This window comes from Pseudoduganella sp. R-32 (assembly GCF_049913245.1).
Lineage (GTDB): Bacteria > Pseudomonadota > Gammaproteobacteria > Burkholderiales > Burkholderiaceae_D > Rugamonas.
Map to the genome: position 1 here is coordinate 3,290,714 of NZ_CP183987.1, position 20,566 is coordinate 3,311,279.

Annotated in this window: 18 protein-coding genes and 1 pseudogene; 17 read left to right on the forward strand and 2 right to left on the reverse strand. The window is 55.3% G+C overall.

Going from position 1 to position 20,566, the window contains the following annotated elements; translation table 11 throughout:
• The first annotated feature begins 4 nt into the window (after positions 1-4).
• Genes ACN9MU_RS15160 through ACN9MU_RS15170 form a run of 3 tightly spaced genes read left to right on the forward strand, consistent with a single transcriptional unit; the run spans position 5 to position 2,890 of the window.
• Positions 5-1,651, forward strand: a complete 1,647-nt coding sequence (locus ACN9MU_RS15160) for a GspE/PulE family protein (RefSeq protein WP_426323373.1) — start codon at positions 5-7, stop codon at positions 1,649-1,651.
• On the forward strand, positions 1,632-2,375 hold the full coding sequence (locus tag ACN9MU_RS15165; protein ID WP_426323375.1) for a hypothetical protein: 744 nt from the start codon (positions 1,632-1,634) through the stop codon (positions 2,373-2,375). The genes ACN9MU_RS15160 and ACN9MU_RS15165 overlap by 20 nt, the downstream gene beginning before the upstream one ends.
• A 2-nt stretch (positions 2,376-2,377) precedes the next feature.
• Entirely contained in the window at positions 2,378-2,890 is a 513-nt protein-coding gene (locus tag ACN9MU_RS15170) for a hypothetical protein (protein ID WP_426323377.1), read from the forward strand.
• A gap of 18 nt (positions 2,891-2,908) precedes the next feature.
• Here the strand turns inward: ACN9MU_RS15170 and ACN9MU_RS15175 are convergent, their stop codons facing one another.
• Entirely contained in the window at positions 2,909-3,103 is a 195-nt protein-coding gene (locus ACN9MU_RS15175) for a hypothetical protein (protein ID WP_426323379.1), read from the reverse strand.
• A 330-nt stretch (positions 3,104-3,433) separates the two neighbouring features.
• Between ACN9MU_RS15175 and ACN9MU_RS15180 the strand changes: the two genes are divergently transcribed.
• The 6 genes and pseudogenes from ACN9MU_RS15180 to ACN9MU_RS15205 all read left to right on the forward strand — a co-directional run bounded on the left by ACN9MU_RS15180 (position 3,434) and on the right by ACN9MU_RS15205 (position 12,101).
• Positions 3,434-3,769: a hypothetical protein gene (locus ACN9MU_RS15180; protein WP_426323381.1), complete on the forward strand. Its 336-nt coding sequence runs from the start codon at positions 3,434-3,436 to the stop codon at positions 3,767-3,769.
• A gap of 76 nt (positions 3,770-3,845) precedes the next feature.
• Complete coding sequence (locus ACN9MU_RS15185) at positions 3,846-4,175, forward strand: hypothetical protein (RefSeq protein ID WP_426323383.1); 330 nt, start codon at positions 3,846-3,848, stop codon at positions 4,173-4,175.
• Between the two features lie 91 nt (positions 4,176-4,266).
• Complete coding sequence (locus ACN9MU_RS15190) at positions 4,267-11,406, forward strand: polymorphic toxin-type HINT domain-containing protein (protein ID WP_426344812.1); 7,140 nt, start codon at positions 4,267-4,269, stop codon at positions 11,404-11,406.
• A 9-nt stretch (positions 11,407-11,415) separates the two neighbouring features.
• Positions 11,416-11,709, forward strand: a complete 294-nt coding sequence (locus ACN9MU_RS15195; protein WP_426323387.1) for a hypothetical protein — start codon at positions 11,416-11,418, stop codon at positions 11,707-11,709.
• Between the two features lie 87 nt (positions 11,710-11,796).
• Positions 11,797-11,911 (forward strand): annotated as a pseudogene (locus ACN9MU_RS15200) (IS3-like element ISBcen22 family transposase); the annotation flags it as partial.
• 13 nt (positions 11,912-11,924) lie between these two features.
• Entirely contained in the window at positions 11,925-12,101 is a 177-nt protein-coding gene (locus tag ACN9MU_RS15205; protein WP_426323389.1) for an integrase core domain-containing protein, read from the forward strand.
• Here the strand turns inward: ACN9MU_RS15205 and ACN9MU_RS15210 are convergent.
• On the reverse strand, positions 12,034-12,414 hold the full coding sequence (locus ACN9MU_RS15210) for a hypothetical protein (RefSeq protein ID WP_426344915.1): 381 nt from the start codon (positions 12,412-12,414) through the stop codon (positions 12,034-12,036). The genes ACN9MU_RS15205 and ACN9MU_RS15210 overlap by 68 nt on opposite strands.
• Between ACN9MU_RS15210 and tnpA the strand changes: the two genes are divergently transcribed.
• The 8 genes from tnpA to ACN9MU_RS15250 all read left to right on the forward strand — a co-directional run bounded on the left by tnpA (position 12,413) and on the right by ACN9MU_RS15250 (position 20,565).
• Positions 12,413-12,793 carry an IS66-like element accessory protein TnpA gene (gene tnpA, locus ACN9MU_RS15215; protein ID WP_426344813.1) on the forward strand — a complete coding sequence of 127 codons (381 nt, stop codon included), beginning with the start codon at positions 12,413-12,415 and terminating at the stop codon, positions 12,791-12,793. The genes ACN9MU_RS15210 and tnpA overlap by 2 nt on opposite strands.
• Positions 12,790-13,137: an IS66 family insertion sequence element accessory protein TnpB gene (gene tnpB / locus ACN9MU_RS15220; protein ID WP_426344185.1), complete on the forward strand. Its 348-nt coding sequence runs from the start codon at positions 12,790-12,792 to the stop codon at positions 13,135-13,137. The genes tnpA and tnpB overlap by 4 nt, the downstream gene beginning before the upstream one ends.
• 30 nt (positions 13,138-13,167) lie before the next feature.
• On the forward strand, positions 13,168-14,730 hold the full coding sequence (gene tnpC, locus ACN9MU_RS15225; protein ID WP_426344814.1) for an IS66 family transposase: 1,563 nt from the start codon (positions 13,168-13,170) through the stop codon (positions 14,728-14,730).
• Positions 14,731-14,851: 121 nt separating this feature from the next.
• Positions 14,852-14,989, forward strand: coding sequence for an IS66 family transposase (locus ACN9MU_RS15230; RefSeq protein ID WP_426344815.1), 138 nt, complete (start codon positions 14,852-14,854; stop codon positions 14,987-14,989).
• Between the two features lie 120 nt (positions 14,990-15,109).
• Positions 15,110-15,448 carry an IS66 family transposase gene (locus tag ACN9MU_RS15235; RefSeq protein WP_426323391.1) on the forward strand — a complete coding sequence of 113 codons (339 nt, stop codon included), beginning with the start codon at positions 15,110-15,112 and terminating at the stop codon, positions 15,446-15,448.
• 556 nt (positions 15,449-16,004) lie between these two features.
• Positions 16,005-16,340 (forward strand): hypothetical protein, encoded by a 336-nt coding sequence (locus ACN9MU_RS15240; protein WP_426323393.1) that lies wholly within the window; start codon positions 16,005-16,007, stop codon positions 16,338-16,340.
• 75 nt (positions 16,341-16,415) lie between these two features.
• Positions 16,416-16,745 carry a hypothetical protein gene (locus ACN9MU_RS15245; RefSeq protein ID WP_426344816.1) on the forward strand — a complete coding sequence of 110 codons (330 nt, stop codon included), beginning with the start codon at positions 16,416-16,418 and terminating at the stop codon, positions 16,743-16,745.
• Positions 16,746-16,836: 91 nt separating this feature from the next.
• Positions 16,837-20,565, forward strand: coding sequence for a toxin TcdB middle/N-terminal domain-containing protein (locus ACN9MU_RS15250; RefSeq protein ID WP_426344817.1), 3,729 nt, complete (start codon positions 16,837-16,839; stop codon positions 20,563-20,565).
• The last annotated feature ends 1 nt before the right edge of the window (position 20,566 follow it).

Below are 20,566 nucleotides of genomic sequence, written 5' to 3' on the forward strand. Positions count from 1 at the left end.
ACCTATGCTGACACCTAAGATACTCGATGAGGCGCGTCAGGCCGCGCATCCTCCTCAGCGCTGGCTGGAACTGCTGGCCGAAAAACTGGGGTTACTGCCAGCCGAAGCATTAAAGCAGGCGGCGGAAGCTCTTGGCTATGCCGCTATTGATGCGAGCGAAGTCGGACGCTTGGTACCGGCGTTTGATCGCGCACCCTACAAAGATATGCTGGAGCGCATCGTAATCATTTCCGAGCAAGACGATGGTGGCCTGGTTGCCGTTCTCGGCCTGCCGTTCGATGCAGCCGCAGGCGCGTGGCTCGCGACTCTGCCGCTGGCCGACATTTACCTTGGCGACCCGGCTGCCATACGCGAGCGCCTTGAGTCGTATGAAGGTACGTTTAGCGCCGTGGCAGATGCGGTGGGCATCGAAGAGGCTAGTGAGATCGAGCGCGACTCAAGCGCCGACTTGACCCTGACTGGCATTCAGGGCGAGGCCAGCCCCGCCGTCCGCCTGATCAACTCCACGGTGTTCGACGCCTTGCGAATGGAGGCCAGCGACATCCACTTGGAAACTTTGCCGCAAGGCTTGGTGATCAAGTTCCGTATCGACGGTGTACTGAATCACATCGCTTCGGTTAACAACCCGGCCCTTGCGGACCAGGCAATTGCACGTGTGAAGGTTTTGGCGGACCTGGACATCGGCGAAAAGCGCATACCGCAAGACGGCCGTTTCCGTGTTGCGAGCAGGGGGCGTGATATCGACATCCGCGTATCGATCATGCCAAGCATTCACGGCGAGGATGCCGTGCTGCGCGTGCTTGACAAGAAGGCGCTGATTGACAGCGTTCAGCGCTTGACGCTGGACTCGCTCAGTTTCGATAAACAGACAATCCGCTTGCTGCGCCGCCTTGCAGCAGAACCTTACGGCATGATGCTGGTGACCGGGCCGACCGGCAGCGGCAAGACCACGACGCTGTATGCCGCATTGACTGAAATTAACCGCGGCGAAGACAAAGTCATCACCATTGAGGACCCCGTCGAATATCAGTTGCCGGGCGTGCTGCAGATCCCCGTCAATGAGAAGAAAGGCCTGACCTTTGCAGTCGGCCTTCGGTCAATCCTGCGTCATGACCCCGACAAAATCCTCGTGGGCGAGATCCGCGACGCCGAGACCGCGCAGATTGCAGTGCAATCCGCGCTGACTGGCCACATGGTGTTTACTTCCGTTCACGCCAACAATACGTTCGACGTGATTGGTCGTTTCATGCACATGGGGGTTGACCCCTATAACTTCGTATCGTCGTTGACGGGTGTGGTCGCCCAGCGACTCTTGAGACAGAACTGCCCGCATTGCAGTGAGCCAGTGGCAATTGATGCGTCGTTGCTGGAGGAGTCCGGCATTCGCGATCCGGAGAATTATCTATTTCACGCGGGGCGCGGCTGCGTCCAGTGCCGAAATACCGGCTTTAAAGGGCGTCGAGCAATTGCGGAAGTACTGCGGCTAACGGATGAAATCCGCGAGATGATCGTCGCGCGGGCATCGATTCGCGCTCTGAAGGAACAGGCACGACGCGAAGGAATGCGCTTCCTGCGCGACGTTGCGCTGGACCTGGTGAAGGAAGGCCATACCACACTGCAGGAGGTGAATCGTGTCACTTTTGTGGCCTGAGCGCCTTACTATCGGCCTGTTTCCAGGCCAATCCTGGATAGTGCGCGATGCTGTCGTCACTCAGCATGGGGCGGAGGATTTGCTGGTTGCGCTCGAAGGCATGCTGAGCGCCCAAGCGAAGCCGCTACGCAGGGGCACTCGTGTACAACTAATGATCTCGGACAGCGTTGCATTTGTCATGCCATTGGCTTGGCAGGAGTTGCTGACTTCTCCGGACGAATTGCGCACCTACGCGCGTGCGGCCTTTGAGCAGCGAGGGGCACCAGTTGATGAGGGGTGGATCGTGCAGACAGGTTTCCGTCACTTCCGTTCACTGGGAATTGCTTATGCGGTACGCAGGCAGTGGATAGAGCAGGTACTTGAACTCCTGGCGGCGAAAGGCCTTAAGCTGTCATCGGTCCTGCCCGTGTCGGCTGCAGCGTACTGGCGCTTGGCGGGGGCGGCGCAAGCCAAGCAGATTGTGCTGCTGCGCGAGCCTGCCCGCTTGACGGCAATTGCTGGGCAGGGCGCGCGATTCCTCGATCTTGACGTGCAGCCTGTTGCCGGCTCGTTCGAGCAGGCTGCCACACGGCTCTTGAAGCGGGTGGCGGTTGCGCAGGGAGACGTTCAACAGGTCTCTATCTGGCACGCCGAGCCGGAAAGTTCCGTGTCGCTGGATTCCATCATCTCGGCATGTCTACCGGATGCTGCGACCGCGCGGCTGCCTTTGTGTGCATGGAGGTGAACATGGAACGAATGATGAACTACCTGAAGCCAGAGCCGCGCCACACCTCTAGATTGGTGCTGATTTGCGTCGCCCTGACCGTCGTATCGATCTGGCTGGGACTGATCGCGAGATCAGAGCATGGAAAGGCCGCCACATGGAACGCTCAGGAAAAAGCGCTGCGCACCGCAAACAGGCCGAAACCTGCGCCGCCCTTATCTAAAACACAGGTGGAAGATTTAAAGCGCTGGAACGCATTGAAGGCTGAGCGCGGTTTTAACTGGGAACCGATCTTTGTAGCAGTTGAGCGAGCCGGTAACGCCGACATAGAGCTGCTGGCATTTCAGCCCGACAAACCCGCGCGCCAGCTGGTGCTGCGAGGGGAGGCGAAAGATGGTTTGGCTGTTGTTGAATTCATCGAGCGCCTAGGGAGGCAGAGAATCCTGATGAACGTTCATCTTACGCGCCAGAAGAACATGCAGCGCGTCCGGATGTCGACGATTTCCTTTGAGATCAAGGCGACATTGACGCAATGAACGCAATGATTTTGGCCATTAATATTCTTGAGATGGCACTGTAATTTTGTATGCCCAAAACGGTTGGGGCAGCGCGGCAAATAATTCTTGCTCATCCGGCGCAGGTGTACTTGCCTTCCAAGCCACCACTGCAGGTGGGAAGGCAATGGCAAGCACCGCCTTGCGGCGCACCTCGCTCAAAAAGCCGTTATCGTCTACACGAACGATAATCATTCGGATACCCCAAAAGGAATTGTCCAATGGTCATGTGACCGCACTCAGTTTGCTCGCCGTGGCACAAGTTTAACGCTGGGTAGTCCGCAGTTGACTTACGGCGCATACCTACGAATGGTGTTTAGAGTGCAACTACTTGGCGAGCGGTCTTGGTGACAGCTGGGTGAGCCGGCACGCTTGCGGTTTTAAGGCTACTTTGGTCCGGCAAGGACGATGATTTTCGTTCACGGCCATTGCTAAGAATTAACATCTCTTGTTACAATTAACATTTTCCCATGCGCCACGCCTTGTGGTGCCAACTAGTCCAGCGATATTACGAAGAGATACAAGATGGGCAAGACGTTGCTGTCGTTAGTGCTCGCCGTGTTTGCGAGCTTATTTGGTGCATCCGCGCTTGCAGAGCCAACCGGGGCTCCCGTGAAGATTCTGAGCCTTCGCCCGTACAACACGCCCGCCGGGGGAAATATCTATGTCGAAGTAAGTCAATCTAACCAGCCGTGCGAAACGCAGGGCTACGTGATCGACCTCTCATGGATTGGCGCCAAAGAGGCGTACGCTGCTGCGTTAACCGCGTTGGTAACGGATAAATCTGTCCGCATTGAGGCGGTAAATAGTGGCTGCACCGGATGGGGCACCAAGATCCAGTCCATTATCCTGATCAAATAGCACCGTCTGCACATTTGCCTGGTCCGGCACGCCCAGAATTCGGGCTTCATTCAAACCTCGTTATACCGATTCGCCGATGTTTAAATCTAAAATTTTGTTGCTAGTTGCTGTAGCACTCAGTCTTGCGTCTGCTGGCGCATTTGCGGAGCCAACAGGCGCCGCTGTAAAAATTCGAAGCGTGCGCCCCTACATCTACGATGCTGGTCCGGTCGCTTATATCTATGTAAGCCAATCGTCTGCCCCTTGCGAAACAGACACCTACAAACTCGAACTATCGTCACCTGGTGCAAAACAAGTATACGCCGCCGCTCTTGGCGCTCTTTTGGCTGGCAAATACGTGAGAATTGAAGTCGACGGTTGCACCGGTTGGGCATCAAAAGTCCGCTCGATTTTTATCGATGAGTAAGGCGACGTCTGAAATTCACTGAAATTAAATAGAAACATTCAGCGGCGAGCTCTGCGTCGCTTCTCTTCGCTTCAAATCCTCCTTAGAAACAATGTTGAAGAAGACTTTTATTGCGTTCATGTGCGCAACGTTGATGCTGCCCGCGATCGCGGCAGACACTACGGCTCCGAACCCTGATCCAAACGCCGTGAAAGCGGCGATGAATGCGATCTTCAGCTTATTGCTGGACGATGACTCAGGAACTTCAACTACGCCACCAAGCGGTGGAACGGGTGGAAGCGGCAGTGGCGGAACGAGTACGCCGGGTCAGGTTACGCTGGCCAATTTTACGACACCGCACTTGAATGACCCGGATGCCGGCACTTTGCCGGGAGAGCTTGGTGTTTCTAACTCTGGCACTGCGACCTATAGCATTCCTCTAGTTGTGCCACCTGGCACTGCGAGTCTACAACCAAGTCTGTCGTTGAACTATAACGGTTCGACTCAGAACGGCCTGCTGGGTGTTGGTTGGACGTTGGGCGGATTGTCAAGTATTCACCGCTGTGGGAAGACCATCGCCCAGGATGGCGTTAACGAGCGCATTGGCTTTACCACTGCGGACCGGCTGTGCCTGGATGGTCAGCGCTTGATCCTGGCGAACAGGGCGCTCACAGATGAGAATTATTGGGCAGAAGGTGCCGAATACCGAACCGAATTAGAGTCGTTCAGCCGAATTACTGCACTTGGCGGCATCGCCGCACGTACCTTTAAGCTCGAATCCAAAGATGGCAGGATTATGACTTATGGCGGCGGCACAGCTACAGTCGCGGTCGTTGTTCAGCCCGTTCAAAGCGGGGCAGATGGCAAACAGCCTGACGCCGCGAGTAAGTTGGGTGCTCAATCGTGGGCGATAGGGCGGGTCCAAGACCGCGTCGGCAATTACATTCGATTCGAATACACCCAGGATATGACACGTGGTGAGCATCGTCCATCCGTGATTCGGTATGGCGGCATGGGGGCATCGGGCGTAAACGCCCCTCACGCAGCCGTACATTTTAGCTACGACAACTCGCGCATAGATAAATGGAAGCGCTATCTGGACGAGACTCGAATCGACCTGGTCAGCCGGCTGAATGGAATAATCACCTACGTCGGCGACAACCTTGATGGTGCAGTATCCAACAACTTGGTTCCATCGGGTTGGCGCGAAGTTCGCCGCTATAACCTCGCTTACGAAGCCAGCCAGAGCAGCGGTCGCAGTCTGCTGAAATCGGTCGAGGCATGCGCGCGTGGAAAGTGTCTGCCGAAGACTGAATTTGCATGGGGCCAGCCGGATCCTTCAAAAGCTGCAGGGTTCACCTACATAGGTAACTGGGCTGGCGCGCCGGTGCTGACAACCTTTAATCCAACTGCGGATAAATGGTCGACCCACCATGCCGATTATTTCGCGTTCAGCGACTTCGAAAGCGACGGCTTTACTGATGTTCTTGAGAAGCGCAAAGCATCACCGCAGGATACCGACGACGTGTCCAATTATGGTAACCCAATTCCTCCCGGGACTCTGTATAGCTCGTACGCTTATTATCATAATACCGGTCAGGCGAACTCTGGCTTTGTCAAATACAGTTATGGCCTCAACACCGGCGAGCGCTTTGTTGTGCTCGAAGTGGGCGATTTCGATGGTGATGGCGCTTTGGATCTTCTGGCACGAACTTCCAGCGAGACGAAGATTTGTTTGTCGCCTTTAGCAAATCCTGCTGCGCTACGGGCAGGGTCTTTTATTACGTTCAATTGCAATAGTGGATTGGCGGCGAAGGGAGAGAATACTTCTAACGGATCGCCGTACGTGGTTGATGTCGCAGGTGATGGTCGTTCGGCACACTACACGCAGATGGATAACTCAGGAAAAGCCTATCTGTGCTCGGGCAATTCCTGCATTCAAGATGCTGATCCGCCGTACCGTGTTCTGAGCAACTGGCAAGCGGACCGAAATTTGTGGGGTTACGCGACGCGCAATTACATGGACTTTGCTCAGATGGTTGACTATTCCGGTGTGGGCAAACCATATGACACGCGTTGGAGTAGTCCGTATTTCGTCCAGCCATATGATCCTGAGTTCGGAGCCATGGACCCTTATTGGGTAAACTCGCAACCTTGGATTGGCATTGACGGGTTCCGTAAGCCTGGTGAACGCATGACAACGGTAGCGGATTACAAATACCCGGAGATCCCGTGCACGATCACTATCACCGCCTGTACTTGGTATACGTTTGAGGGGCCGTTCCAAAGCGCCGGCTCGGCCGCTGATTTCAACGGTTCCGGTTACAACGGTCTAATCTTCGGCTATCTCGAGCACAGCCAAGCCCCAGGTCCACGTTTCAGAAAACTGGAAACTACAGTATGTCTTTCGACAGGACGCGCCCTCGACTGTGACGTGCGTAGAAAATTCAGCGGCGCGCGCTCTGATGCGGCTGGAGATACAGGCTACTCGCGGATCCAGGCAGTAGGCAACTTTATAGGAGACGGAGCGCCGTCGATCTTGGTCGAAAAGTATTCGTATGCGACATCGGTGCCTGCACTGACCGGGCAGCTTCAAATGTGCCGGATTATCGGAGACGCGACCTCGGCCGATAAATCCGATGCAGCTATGACCTGCTTGGACTGGGCGGGGCCAGCATTAAGAAGTCTGAGTTACGGATTGAGCGCTGGCGACGAGTTCTACTTTATGGACTTGCTTGGGACTGGGCGCACGCAACTGGTGAAGTATCGCTCAGGGAAATTTGTTAATGGTACTTGGGCGGAGGATGGCCGTTGGGAGGTCTACGCGCCAGTTGACGTTGCCGTATCGGGGCAAGCACTGGACCGTATACATCGCGTTACAAATGGCTTCGGGGCAGTGTCGACCGTGGAATATACGGAACAGGGGGCGGCGAGCCAATCAAACCGTGTCTATGGCTATCCACTGCAGCGTACTCCAACGGTTGGAAAAATCGTCAATCGTCTTGTTCATAGCAACGGAGCGGGGATTTCGCGTACTGCAACCTATGCTTATCAAGATGCCGCAACAAACATGCATGGCCGTGGCTCCGCTGGCTTTGGAAAAATTATATCCACGGACGTAGAAAACGACATCGTAACTACGAGGGAATATAGTCAAGTTTGGCCTTTCGTCGGCCAGTTGACCTCTGAACGTGTGGAGAATAAAGGCTGCGCTCTGAGCAATAAAACTAACTCGATTCGTGCTCAGTCAATCGTTCAAGCTAACGGTGTGTCAACCCTGTTCCCTTATTTGCTGCAGGAAGTGACCCAGCTTCGTGATTGGAACTGCGCTGACCTTGGCACGCGCACGACGACTAATACCTTTGAGGACGCACCAAGTGCGATCTATGGCAATTTGAAGCGCCAAGAGACAGTGAGGGAAGGGGCCGGCAATAGGTTCGTTACCCTGGTTGACACTGTTTTCCAAGACAACGCAACTAACTGGATGATTGGTCTACCAGTATCGGTGACCAAAACACAATACGACACCCAGTCGAGTTTGACCCGAAAGGTGGCCTTTGCCTATGACGCCAACGGACAGGTCAGCAAGGAGATCGTCGAACCCGATGCTACAGGCGAGGAACGTGACCTTTATCGCGTGGAAACGGACTACATCCGTGCTGGAAACACGTTCGGCCTGGTTAAGGAGAAGAGGCAAACCTGGAAGGACAAAGATTCGGGCCAGATGCTGACGCGTACAGTCAGCGATACGACCTACGATAGCCGTGGGCGATTCCCTTCGACTGTAAAGAACGCGCTGGGTCACCAGGAAAGCTATAGCTACGACGAAGGTACCGGGGTAAAGATCGGCCTGAATGGTCCGAATGGCGTCGCCACTACGTGGGGCGTTGATGGATTCGGCCGTGTTGAATCGGCAATTCAAGAAGTCGATGGCGTGCGGATGCAGACTTTGAATTACTTCAAACGCTGTATCGGCGACTGCCCTGGTGGGGCGAGAGTCGTACAAGTTACAGAAGTCTACAGCGGAACCTCCAGGACCGAAGTACCCGTGTTGGTATATTCGGATTCGCAAGGCCGCGTATTGACGACTGAGACGTGGGGATTTGACGCTACTCGTATTCGAGCCGATAAAGAATATGACAGCCAAGGTCGTCTGCGAGAAAGCTTCAAACCGGCATACCTGGGCCAGCCGCGCTATTCGGACGTGCTGTTTGCATACGATGGGCTTGGCCGTGTCACCTCGGTCATTTCCGGAGGCGAATCGGAAACTAAAACTGAGTACAGCGGGTACAGGACCGTAGAAACCAATGCCAAGGGTTACCAGCGGATCATTGAAAAGGATGCGGTGGGGCAGGTGCGATTCGTCATCGATGCAAATGGTAAGGCAACAACCTACAGCTACGACCCGTTCGGCAACTTGACCAGAACTACCGATCCAAATGGAAACGTGACGACAGTTTCCTACGACCGTATGGGTCGTAAGACAGACTTGCGTGATCCGGACCTGGGTTGGACCCATTTTGACAATGATCCGCTCGGTCGCGTGTGGAAGCAGGTCTCCCCGAACCAACGTGCGGCAGGTCAGTTCACTCGCAGTGAATACGATCCTTTGGGGCGCATGACTGCAAGGTATGAACCGGATTTGGAAAGCCATTGGATCTACGACACTGCGGCGAACGGGACAGGTCTGTTGGCTGAGGCCTACACTGGTACGCCGCTGAAAAAAGATTACAGCCGCGTGCACGAGTACTACAGTCTCGGCCGTCCAAAGCAAGTAACGCAGAAATTAACCGACGGCGTTTATAAGCAAACGAATGAATATGATGCTTGGAACCGTCTAAGTGCACAGGTATATCGACGCAATGATGAGGCCGCAAAACGCTTCGATCTGCGCTTCAACGCTATGGGCTACCTTGAGCGAATCGAACGAGGCAATCTCGTATTGTGGAAGGCAACCAAACAAGATGCTTCGAATCGCGTGACAGCCGCATTGCTTGGGAATGGCTTGTTGCAGACCAAAGTCTATAACGCCGGCAATGACACGCTGACCTCGATTCAAGCTAGTTCCGCAGGAGTACGCCGGGTCGAAGTCGGGTACGAGTACGACAAGCTGCGCAACGTGACTAAGCGCACCCAGTATTGGGAAACCGCTGGCTTTAGCGAGGATTTTGGTTACGACCGCCTGAATCGCGTGTCGAGCAGCAAAGTGCTCTCAGTGGAACAGGTATATGGCTATAACGATGACGGCGGCATTTCGAGTAGGACGGGTGTCGGTTCATATACATATCCAACTCCAGGATCCGGTGTGGTGCGTCCTCACGCAGTGAGGAACATCACTGGCATTGGCGATTTCAATTACGACGACAACGGTAACCTGGTGAATGGGGCTGGGCGGACTGCTGTGTGGACAAGCTTCGATATGCCAAAGAGCATTAGCAATGCTAGTGGCACGAGCGAGTTTGTTTACGGACCAGAACATCAGCGGGTGAGGCAGGATCGCGGTGATGGAACGCAGATTGTCTATGCGGGGCCACAGGAAGTCGTGACTCTGGGCAGCACAGTTTCGGTGAAGACGTATTGGCCGAATGGTATTGGTTTGGAGATTGATCGATCCGGCGGGCCAACAGAATTGCGCTGGTCTCACGTGGATCATTTGGGCAGTGTCGTCGCGCTTACTGACGAAGTTGGCAACGTGAAAGAACGTATGTCTTACGATGTCTGGGGCAAGTGGCGTCGCTTGAACGCGAGCGGACTCCCAATCGCATTGGATGGAATTCCGGACAATAGCGGTTACACCGGCCATGAAATGCTGGAGCAGTTGGATCTCGTTCACATGAACGGACGCATTTATGATCCGGTCGTGGGGCGGTTCCTTTCGGCGGACCCGTTTGTTGAAGATCCTTTGAATGGGCAGTCCTTTAACCGTTATAGCTATGTGATGAATAATCCGACCAATCGGATCGATCCGACGGGTTTCACTGGCTGCGGAGACCAGGCTAACGGCAATTCGTGTGATCCAATGCCAACGGTACACGTTCCGGCCCCGGGGAGTGAAACGACGATTTATGGACAGCCAATGGGGGCTTTCACTGACCATCTCTCGATGGGAACTGGTGAAGGAGGCATGAACGTATTCCACCATGTTGGCACTTTCGGCCCGGCAGCAAAGCGGCAGGCAAATGCAAAGCTGGGAGGTGTGAGTCTTAATGGTGTTTCAGCAGGCGGAGGCACGGAAAGCAAAGAATCGTCTTCTTATGATCGTTTCAGCAAATGGGCGCATATCGGTCTTAGCGGCGCGGGAGCAATTCCGCTCTTCGGTGTCGGAGCCGACCTAATTGACTTGGGGCTGACCGCGATTGAGTATCCGTTTGGAAAATCAGATGGTTGGGATCTTGGACTCGGTGCGGTAAGTATCCTTGCAACGTTGACGCCAGGACCGGGTGACGGAGCTGCCGCCGCCGCAAAAATGGCGCGCCGTGCTGCTAAGGTTTGCAACTGCTGCTTCGCAGCTGGTACGCCTATTATGACTGTAGATGGCGAAGTCCCTATCGAGACTGTTAAAGTTGGGCAGTTAGTATTTGCACGAAATGCAGAGAACGGTGAAACTGAGCTGAAGCCTGTGACCGAGCTGATAGTTACCGAGCAAAAACTGTTGTATGAACTGGTAACCCTTTCGAAATCTGGTGTGGAAGAACGTCTTGAGGTAACTGACAATCACCCCTTCTGGGTGGGGGGGAAGGGCTGGGTAGACGCAGCAAAGCTTGAGGCTGGCATGGAGTTGGTTGATCTAAAAGGGGAACCGCTCACTGTGCAATCGCTTCGAAGCCTAGATCGCCTCGACAAAACCTATAACTTCACGGTTGCCGATTTCCATACTTACTTTGCGGGCAAGCAACGGGCCTTCGTACATAATTGCACGTGTACGAAAGCGGTCGCATACTCTGTCGCCTTCGAGGCTCAAATTGCAATGAAAGGAGCTGGCACTCGCGGATCTCATTTCACCGATGCTAACAAGACCTTGAAAGCGGAGATGGCGAAGGATGCAAAGTTTGCCGAAATGATGGAAAAATTAGGGGTCGCGCTTCCATCACGCCTGGATCAAAGTCCGGCCGGATGGTCTTGGCATCATGTTCCCGATCAACCGGGGTTGATGCAGCTTGTGCCAAGGCCGCAGCATCAGGGGAGCTCTTGGCAGTGGTTACTTCACCCCGGACAACAAGGTGGATTCAAGCTTTGGGGTGACCTATATTAGGAGAATGAAATGAACTTGGGAGAAATCCTGGAGAATTTTGAAGAGCTCGGTGATGACGAGGTCATCTTTGCCGAAAAGCCTTGGAATCATTCAGCCCGAGCTGAGATTGGTCATTTGGATTCGGAATGTAGGGTTCCCGAATCAATTCGGTCGATCGGATTGAGTTACTTTCTAGAGGTCATTACAGCCAAGGAGGCTCTGGAAGTCTTTGGCGATAAACCGCCAACAGTAGAAGAGCGGTCTGCGCTGCTTTTGTTTTATGCAGAGAATGACGCGTTTCCTGACTGGGTATTTGAACGCTAGGGCCTGCTACTGATCTGCTTTGGTAAAGTTAGACGCTTTTGAACGCGAGTTTTTTGGTCAATAATTCCTTAGCGATGGAGGATGAGCATGAAGCGAAAACATTCTCCTGCGGAACAAATAGCCGTTCTGGGCAAGCCGACTTGGGTATGTCGGTCGGCGATATCGTCCGGAACTCGGCATTTCTGAACAGACCTTCTATCGAGGGTAGAAGCAATATGCGGTTAGACTGCTTGAACGTCCATTGGTTCAGTTCCCTGGCCGAGGTTCAAGCGGTCGTGGAGACCTGGCGCGTGGACTACAATGAGATCCGGCCTCACATGACTCTCAAGGCCGAAACTTCAAAAGACTTCGCTCGGAGACCGGTCGCTGAAGAGTTGGGAAAAGGCCGTTAGCCGACCAAATTCGCGGCCGCAAAAAGTCCATGAAATCCAAGCGGAACAGTGCCGCGTGTGCTTTGATGTCTAGCCAATTATCGACGGTAAGTTCGATTGGTTCGATGGGGACATCAGCCGAGTGTGGGTAAGCGTCCAACCAGCGTTGATTGCCGGCGGCATGGCAGCGCCGGGCCTTTTGGCGTGGGTGGCGATCAGCAAATTCGCCGATCACTTGCCGCGTAAGCGTCTTGCCAGCACCGTCTGGACGCATTAACCACGCCCGGCCATGATCCAATTTTGGCACAGCATTTGTGCCCACAAATTTGATCATGGACACAAATTTTCAACCAGTCGCTCAGCGCGGGCCACGCGGCAAATATCGCCAGCATTCCTTGGAGTTCAAGCGCGCGCTCGTCGAAATGACCTTGCAACCCGGCGTCTCGGTGGCGCGACTGGCGCGTGAGCATGGCGTCAATGCGAACCAGGTGTTCACTTGGCGGAAGCTGTACGAAGCAGGACAGCTTGTAGCAGCTGCGCCTGCGCAGTCCAGCGATTTGCTGCCGGTGGTCGTAGCGACGCAGGAACAGGTGCCGGAATCAGAAGCGGCGACTGGAACAATCACTCTTGAAATTGGACGTGTGCGGTTGCGCATCGAAGGCCAAGCCAACGCCGCCACGCTTGCTCAAGTATTGGAGCGTGTGCTGCGATGATCGGCCTGCCAGCGGGTACGAAGGTCTGGCTCGCAGCCGGCGTCACCGACATGCGCAGCGGTTTCAACGGCTTGGCGGCGAAAGTGCAGACGGCCCTGGAAGAAGACCCGTTCAGTGGCCACGTGTTTGTATTCCGTGGCCGGCGTGGCGACTTGATCAAGCTGCTTTGGTGGACCGGCGACGGCTTATGCTTACTGGCGAAGCGCCTGGAGCGCGGTCGCTTCATCTGGCCGCAAGCCAGCAGCGGCAGTGTCGCGCTGACTCAAGCCCAGTTGTCGATGCTGTTGGAAGGGATTGACTGGCGCCGGCCGGAACGTACCTGGCGGCCGCAATCGGCCTTGTAAACATGACACGATCTGCGTAAACTAGGTCGCATGCTCAACGCCGCCGAACTGCCCAACGATATCGAAGCGCTCAAAGCCATGCTGCTCGCACGCGACGCTGCGTTGCTGGCGAGCGAAGCGAAGGTGGCTCACCTGAGCGCGGAACTATCTACGCGCACCGCCGAGATTGAGCATTTGAAGTTTGTACTGGCGAAACTGAAACGCATGCAGTTCGGTCGCCGTTCGGAAAAGCTGGACGCGCAGATCGAGCAACTGGAACTGCAACTGGAAGACCTGGAAGCCGAGGCCGCCGTGGCGGAAGCACAGGCACCGGTGGAAGTGGCGCCGCGCAAGAAGGCTGAGCGTAAGCCATTACCAGCCCACTTGCCACGCGAGGAACGTGTGCAAATGCCCGCCAGCGAGGCGTGCCCAGACTGCGGCGGCAAGTTGAAGCAGTTGGGCGAAAGCGTGTCGGAGCAGCTGGAATATGTTCCTGCCAGTTTCCGCGTGATCCGTCATGTGCGCCCCAAGCTGGCATGCACCTGCTGCGACACCATTGTGCAGGCGCCGGCTGCCAGTCGTCCGATTGAGCGCGGCTTAGCCGGCCCTGGCTTGCTGGCACATGTATTGGTCGCCAAGTTTGCGGACCACATTCCGCTGTATCGCCAAAGCACTATCTACGCACGTGAAGGCCTTGATCTGGAGCGCGCCTTGTTGGCAAGCTGGGTCGGCGCCGCTGGAGCCCTGCTGCGGCCGCTGGTCGATGCGCTGCGCAGCCACGTGTTTGCCGCCACCAAGCTGCACGCCGACGACACGCCGCTGCCGGTGCTGGCGCCCGGCAACGGCAAGACTCGCACGGCGCGTCTTTGGACCTATGTGCGCGATGATCGCGCAAGCGGTGACAGTACGCCTCCGGCCGTGTGGTTTGCTTACACGCCGGACCGCAAAGGCGAGCATCCGCAGACGCACCTGGCCAACTTCTGCGGCATCCTGCAGGCGGACGCCTACGCAGGGTTTAATGCCGTGTACGAGAACGGCCAGGTACTCGAAGCAGCATGCTGGGCTCATGCCCGCCGCAAGTTCTACGATCTGCACGCAGCGCGGCCATCGCCCTTAACCACCGAAGCGCTTCGCCGGATCGGCGAACTGTATGCCATCGAAGAAAGCATACGGGGCAAACCACCTGACGAGCGGTGCAGCGCTCGTCAGCAGCATGCCAGGCCACTGCTCGACGATCTTGAGCGCTGGCTGCACGCTACGCTCGCAACACTATCGCGCAAGTCCGATACGGCGGCCGCCATCCTTTACTCACTCAAACTATGGCCGGCGCTGACGCGCTACTGCGACGATGGCCGTATCGATATCGACAACTCCGCCGCCGAGCGGGCCCTGCGCGGCGTGGCCCTGGGCCGTCGCACCTTCCTGTTTGCAGGTGCAGACAGTGGCGGCGAACGCGCTGCCACCATGTATGGGCTGATCGGAACGGCCAAGCTGAACGGTGTCGACCCCGAAGCCTGGCTGCGCTACGTGCTGGCCCATATCGCCGACCATCCCGTGAATCGGGTTGACGACTTCCTGCCCTGGAACTGCGCCGACCAACTCACCGGCGTTTAACTCCGCTTCCCAGCGGTGTTGGGAACATCATCGGTTAAAGTGGCGCGGTCCTCAAGACGGCAATGCGTTGACGCTTACCTTGCCGCTGAACCGGATGGAATAGATCGCGGCTCGCCAAGGCGTGACGTTGGCGCGCTCTGCGCTGGCTGAATGGCTTGGCAAAGTCGGCGTGGCTCTGCGGCCGCTGTGCGACCGGCTGGCGCAGTTGGTGCGGCATCGCCCGTGCCGTCATGCCGATGAAACGCCAGTGGTGCGCTAACTCGAACCCGGCCAAGGGAACACACGGCAAGCCTGCTTGTGGGCTTATCGCTTCAACTGCCTCGATGAGGGGCCGCCCATCCGCACGTGCGGAGGAAATCTTTCGACCTGCACGCTGCCAATGGGCAGCCCAGTGGCGGCCGATGCGCTGCAGCGGATCGATGCCCTGTACGCCATCGAACGACAGGCTGTCAGCTTGATGCCCGAGGAATGGCTGCAGCTTGGCCGGTTGCAGGCCCTGCCTGCACTGGCAGACCTGCATGCCTGGCTCCTGGCGATGCAACCGGCGGTAGCGCTTGGCAGTGGCACTCACAAAGCCATTGAGCATGTACTCAAGCGCTGGCCGGCACTGGTGTGCTACGTGGACTTGGGCACCTTCCCGATCGACAGTAACGCCGTCGAAAGCGCGATCCGCCCGATCGCCATTGGAAAGAAGAACTGGCTCTTCGCTGGCTCGTAGCGCGCCGGCCGGCGCGCTACGTCTCCCGACGTGCCCAAACAGCCAGTTCGATTCGTTGCTGCCATTCCCGAACTCTACGCAGTCTTAGTGATACTGCCTAGAGTGGTCGGGCTGGCCGCTTACCGTGCTTTGACGTCGAGCCAGTAGACGACGGTAGTTCGATTGGTTCGATGGGAGGCATCAGCCGTGTGTGATCCCAAAGCTTTCCGCCATCGGCCATACCGCGGTTATGAGCTGTCCGGATCAGCCAGTTCGCAGGCTCGCCTGACTGCTGCGCCCTGTGCAGTCCCGGCATCTGGTCCCGCTTTTACGGTAGGCCAGACACAACAGGCGTATAGCTCTAACCCTGCAGAATTCCTGGCGAGCACCGCTTCTGAAAGAAGATCCGTTCTGTAAGACGATGCCATTAGAAATCACGGCCACTGTGGCCCAGTTGCGATGTGTCTGCGCTAATGCTTGTTGCCCAAAATGAATATATTTTGTTACAATTAGCCATTTGTCCACATTCGTTGCTTGAAGAGCTAAAAAGCCCAGCGATCTTACAAAGAGATACAAGATGGAGAGGAAACTGTTGTCGTTAGCGCTCATGGGATTTGCGAGCATGTTTGGTGCATCCGCGCTTGCAGAGCCAACCGGGGATCCCGTGAAGATTGTGAGCCTTCGCCCGTATAACACGCCCGCCGGCGGAAATATCTATGTTGAAGTAAGCCAAGCTAACCAGCCGTGCGAAACGCAGGGCTACGTGATCGACCTCTCATGGATTGGCGCCAAAGAGGCGTACGCAGCTGCGTTAACCGCGTTGGTAACGGATAAATCTGTCCGCATTGAGGCGGTAAATAGTGGCTGCACCGGATGGGGCACCAAGATCCAGTCCATTATTTTGATCAAATAGAACAGTCTGCTCATTGCCTAGCCCAGCACGCCCAGAATTCGGGCTTCATTCAAACCTCGTTATACCGATTCGCCGATGTTTAAATCTAAAAGTTCGTTGCTAGTTGCTGTAGCACTCAGTCTTGCGTCTGCTGGTGCATTTGCGGAGCCAACAGGCGCCGCTGTGAAAATTCGAAGCCTGCGTCCTTACATCTACGATGCTGGTCCGGTCGTATACATCTATGTGAGCCAATTGTCTGCCCCTTGCGAAACAGACACCTACAAGCTCGAACTCTCGTCACCTGGCGGAAAGGAAGTGTACGCCGCTGCTCTTGGCGCTCTTTTGGCTGGCAAATACGTGAGGATTGAAGCCGATGGTTGCACCGGTTGGGGTTCGAGAGTTCGTTCGCTATTTGTCGACGAATGACAGTCGACTTGAACAATACTGAGCCATAACTTGCCACTACGGTTATAACTTATATCGCCCCTAGCGACCGCTTCACAAAACCTAAAACCCAATGTTGAAGAAAACCTTTGTTGCGCTTATTTGTGCGACGTTAATGCTGCCTGTGATCGCGGCGGATACGACAATTCCGAGCTCCGATCCAACTGCCGTGAAAGCGGCGATGAATGCCATTTTTAGCCTATTGCTAGACGATGATTCGGGGACTTCAACAACGCCACCAAGTGGCGGGACAGGAGGCAGCAGTGGGAGTGGGGGAGCCGGCACTCCGGGACAAATCACGCTTGCGAACCTTTCGGTACCGCATCTGAATGATCCAGACGGTGGAACTCTGCCGGGTGAATTAGGAGTCTCTAACGGGGGCGCTGCAACGTACAGCATCCCGCTTGTTGTGCCCCCTGGTTCGGCAGGTCTTCAGCCAAGTCTATCGCTGAACTATGGTGGATCTACTCAGAATGGCCTTCTCGGGGTAGGTTGGTCTATCGGCGGGCTGTCAAGTATCACGCGCTGCGCGAAAACTATCGCTCAAGATGGCGTTAATGATCGGGTCAGCTTCACGACCTCTGATCGTCTTTGCTTGGACGGTCAGCGTCTGGTCCTCGTAAACAAGGCGGTAACTGACGACAACTACTGGTCGGAGGGTGCTGAATACCGGACAGAGATCGAAACTTTCAGTCGGGTGACTGCATTCGGCAGCATTGGCGCTCGCACTTTTAAGGTTGAAACGAAAGACGGGCGAATCATGACGTACGGTGGCAGTACAGCTACCGTCGCAGTTGTCGTGCAGCCTGTGCAAAGCGGCGTGAACGGCAAACAGCCCGATGCAGCAAGTAAGCTGGGGGCGCAGTCTTGGGCGATTGGCCGCATTGAAGACAGAATCGGCAATTACATCAAATTCGAATATAGCCAGAACATGACGCGCGGTGAGCACCGCCCGTCCGTCATTCGTTACGGCGGCATGGGCGCTTCGGGCCCCAACACACCACACGCGGCCGTTCACTTCAGCTACGACGACACACGTACAGATAAGTGGAAGCGCTATCTGGATGAGACTCGCATTGACCTCGTTAGTCGCCTTAGCGGGATTGTTACCTATGTTGGTGACAACCTTGATGGTCCTGTCTCAAATGGGCTGGTGCCGGCTGGATGGAATGAAGTACGCCGGTATAACTTGGAATATATCGCCAGCAAGAGTAGTGGTCGTAGCCTGTTGAAGTCGGTTCAGGGATGCGCGCGTGAGACCTGTCTGCCCAAAACTGAATTCGATTGGGGACAACCTGATCCATCCAAAACACCTGGTTTTGAGTTCATTGGCAATTGGGCCGGGGCGCCGATCCTGACAACAAACCAGAGGCTCAATTATCCTGCCTCACTTAACCATGCCGACTATTTTGCCTTCGCGGACTTTGGCAACGACGGTGCGACGGACGTTCTTGAGAAACGCAAAGCCTCGCCGTTGCCAAGTGGGACGGGATTTGACATGGCAACGGTCGCAAATCCCATCGCCCCCGGTACATTGTTTAAGGAGTACGCGTACTACCACAATAGTGGCTCCCTAAATGGCGGCTTTGTAAAGTATATGTATGGCCTGAGCACGGATGAACCATTTGCTGTGCTTGAAGTTGGCGATTTTGACGGCAATGGCGCGCCCGATATTCTGGTCGCAACGCCAAGCGGGACCAAGATTTGTATTTCTCCGCTCGCTCGGCTTGAGACGCTTTCGGTGGGAGTCTCAAAGTTTGTTTTCAACTGCGATGGCAGTTTGGCCGCCAAAGGCGAAAACGTAATCGGCGCAATGCCCTACGTAGTGGACGTTATCGGCGATGGTCGCCCCTCACACTACACGCCAATCAATGCAAATGGCAAAGCTTACCTTTGCACTGGCAGTTCTTGTGTGGAAGACTCGGCCCCCCCTAAACGGGTACTTAATAGTACATTTAGTGATCCAAACTCGGCGAGCTTCACTCAGCGAGACTATGTTGCCTTCACGCAGATGGTCGATTACGCAGGCGTGGGTAAGCCTTATGATACCCGGTGGACCGCGCCAATGTATGTTGAGCGCGATCAGAATGGGAATCCTATCCAACAGCCGTATTGGGCTAATCTTGCTCCGCGCGTTGCAATTACCGGGTTCCGCAAGCCAGGGGAGAGTCTCGCCCAGGTCGCCGACTACGTATATCCTGAGATCTCCTGCACAGTGCAAGGAGCATGGTGCCCGTCGTATTACCAGTTTGATTGGCCATATCAGGGGGGCGGTCTGTCCGCTGACTTTAACGGTTCGGGGTACAACAGCCTCATATTTGGATATATCGAGACCAAGGACTGGATAAAGTACAACCGAATTGAAACTACGGTTTGTTTGTCCACTGGCCGCTCACTGGATTGCGACGTGCGCAGAAAATTCAGCGGCGCACGCACCGAGACTCCGGGCGATACGGGCTATTCCGTGATTCACTCCGTTGGCAACTTTGTCGGCGATGGCATGCCAGGAATACTGGTCGAAAAACAGTCAATGGTGGACGGGATCGCGACGCGATCGGGGCAGCTTCAAATGTGCCGGCTTACCGGCGATGTGACCGCAGCCGATAAGTCTGACACGTCCATGGTTTGCACGGATTGGGCGGGTCCTGGCCTTCCTTTAGGCAAGTACATCGATCCCGAAGTGACGGCTGAAGATAAGTTCTATTTCATGGATCTGCTGGGAACAGGACGTCCGCAGTTGGTGAAGTATCGTTCAGGCAAACATGTTAACAATGTCTGGGTGGAAGATGGGCGATGGGAAGTGTATGCGCCTGTCGATGTTGCGCCCGCAGGTCAGGCGCTTGACCGAATTCATCGCGTCACGAACGGTCTAGGGGCCGTAGACTCTGTGGTGTATGAAGAGCAGGGTTACGATAACCGGTCGACGAGCAACAGATCCTATCCGCAACCACAGTCGCCTTTCAGTGGAAAGCTTGTCAAGCGCTCGACGCATGGCAATGGAGCGTCCGTTTCGCGAAGCTACACTTATCAGTACGTTGCCCCAGCTATCAACCTTCAAGGTCGTGGGGCTCTGGGTTTTGGCAGGGTGTACACAACGGACGTCGAAAATGGCATCCAAACCGACAGCCTTTACTCGCAAATTTGGCCGCATATTGGGCAGCTTGAAACGAAATGGGTATCCAGTCGCGTTACCAATGCATTGGCGGAAGAAAAGAATACGTTAAAGACGCAGACAATCACGTATGCAAACGGCGCTCGCACCGTGTTTCCGTATGTAGGCGAAAGCTCCATAACGCGAAGAGATTGGTACGGCCAAGAGCTTGGGACAGTCACGACAACGAACACCTATGAGGAAACATCGGCAGCTAGCTATGGCAATCTTAAACTCCAAAAAATTGTGAGTAGTGGAGGTGGCAACGAGTTCGTTACGACGATCGCTACCACGTACCAAGACAATGCAACGAAGTGGCTGATCGGATTGCCAGATTCGGTTACTCGGACACAATCAAGTACAGTCGCGGGTGTGAAAACTAGCGAGGCGCGTAAAGTTGCTTATGCCTTTGATCCTAACGGCCTGCTTAGCAAAGTGACCACCGAACCCGATGCTACGGGGGATGACGGCGACCGCTACCGTGTTGTGACGGATTACATCCGGACGGGCAATACGTTCGGTCTGGTGAAGCAGACCAAACAGACTTGGAAGCATTCGAACCAGACGCTAACGCGTGTGGTTAGCGACATCGATTACGAGAGCAAAGGACGTTTCCCTTTGACCGTCAAGAACCGGCGCGTGTCAAGGTAGT

What these genes read in the sequence shown, in the direction of transcription:
- ACN9MU_RS15160 (WP_426323373.1), top strand. Translation starts at nt 5, where the DNA reads ATGCTGACACCTAAGATACTCGATGAGGCGCGTCAGGCCGCGCATCCT.
- ACN9MU_RS15170 (WP_426323377.1), top strand. Translation starts at nt 2,378, where the DNA reads ATGGAACGAATGATGAACTACCTGAAGCCAGAGCCGCGCCACACCTCT.
- ACN9MU_RS15175 (WP_426323379.1), bottom strand. Translation starts at nt 3,103, where the DNA reads ATGATTATCGTTCGTGTAGACGATAACGGCTTTTTGAGCGAGGTGCGC.
- ACN9MU_RS15180 (WP_426323381.1), top strand. Translation starts at nt 3,434, where the DNA reads ATGGGCAAGACGTTGCTGTCGTTAGTGCTCGCCGTGTTTGCGAGCTTA.
- ACN9MU_RS15185 (WP_426323383.1), top strand. Translation starts at nt 3,846, where the DNA reads ATGTTTAAATCTAAAATTTTGTTGCTAGTTGCTGTAGCACTCAGTCTT.
- ACN9MU_RS15190 (WP_426344812.1), top strand. Translation starts at nt 4,267, where the DNA reads ATGTTGAAGAAGACTTTTATTGCGTTCATGTGCGCAACGTTGATGCTG.
- ACN9MU_RS15195 (WP_426323387.1), top strand. Translation starts at nt 11,416, where the DNA reads ATGAACTTGGGAGAAATCCTGGAGAATTTTGAAGAGCTCGGTGATGAC.
- ACN9MU_RS15205 (WP_426323389.1), top strand. Translation starts at nt 11,925, where the DNA reads ATGCGGTTAGACTGCTTGAACGTCCATTGGTTCAGTTCCCTGGCCGAG.
- tnpA (WP_426344813.1), top strand. Translation starts at nt 12,413, where the DNA reads ATGGACACAAATTTTCAACCAGTCGCTCAGCGCGGGCCACGCGGCAAA.
- ACN9MU_RS15210 (WP_426344915.1), bottom strand. Translation starts at nt 12,414, where the DNA reads ATGATCAAATTTGTGGGCACAAATGCTGTGCCAAAATTGGATCATGGC.
- tnpB (WP_426344185.1), top strand. Translation starts at nt 12,790, where the DNA reads ATGATCGGCCTGCCAGCGGGTACGAAGGTCTGGCTCGCAGCCGGCGTC.
- tnpC (WP_426344814.1), top strand. Translation starts at nt 13,168, where the DNA reads ATGCTCAACGCCGCCGAACTGCCCAACGATATCGAAGCGCTCAAAGCC.
- ACN9MU_RS15235 (WP_426323391.1), top strand. Translation starts at nt 15,110, where the DNA reads ATGGGCAGCCCAGTGGCGGCCGATGCGCTGCAGCGGATCGATGCCCTG.
- ACN9MU_RS15240 (WP_426323393.1), top strand. Translation starts at nt 16,005, where the DNA reads ATGGAGAGGAAACTGTTGTCGTTAGCGCTCATGGGATTTGCGAGCATG.
- ACN9MU_RS15245 (WP_426344816.1), top strand. Translation starts at nt 16,416, where the DNA reads ATGTTTAAATCTAAAAGTTCGTTGCTAGTTGCTGTAGCACTCAGTCTT.
- ACN9MU_RS15250 (WP_426344817.1), top strand. Translation starts at nt 16,837, where the DNA reads ATGTTGAAGAAAACCTTTGTTGCGCTTATTTGTGCGACGTTAATGCTG.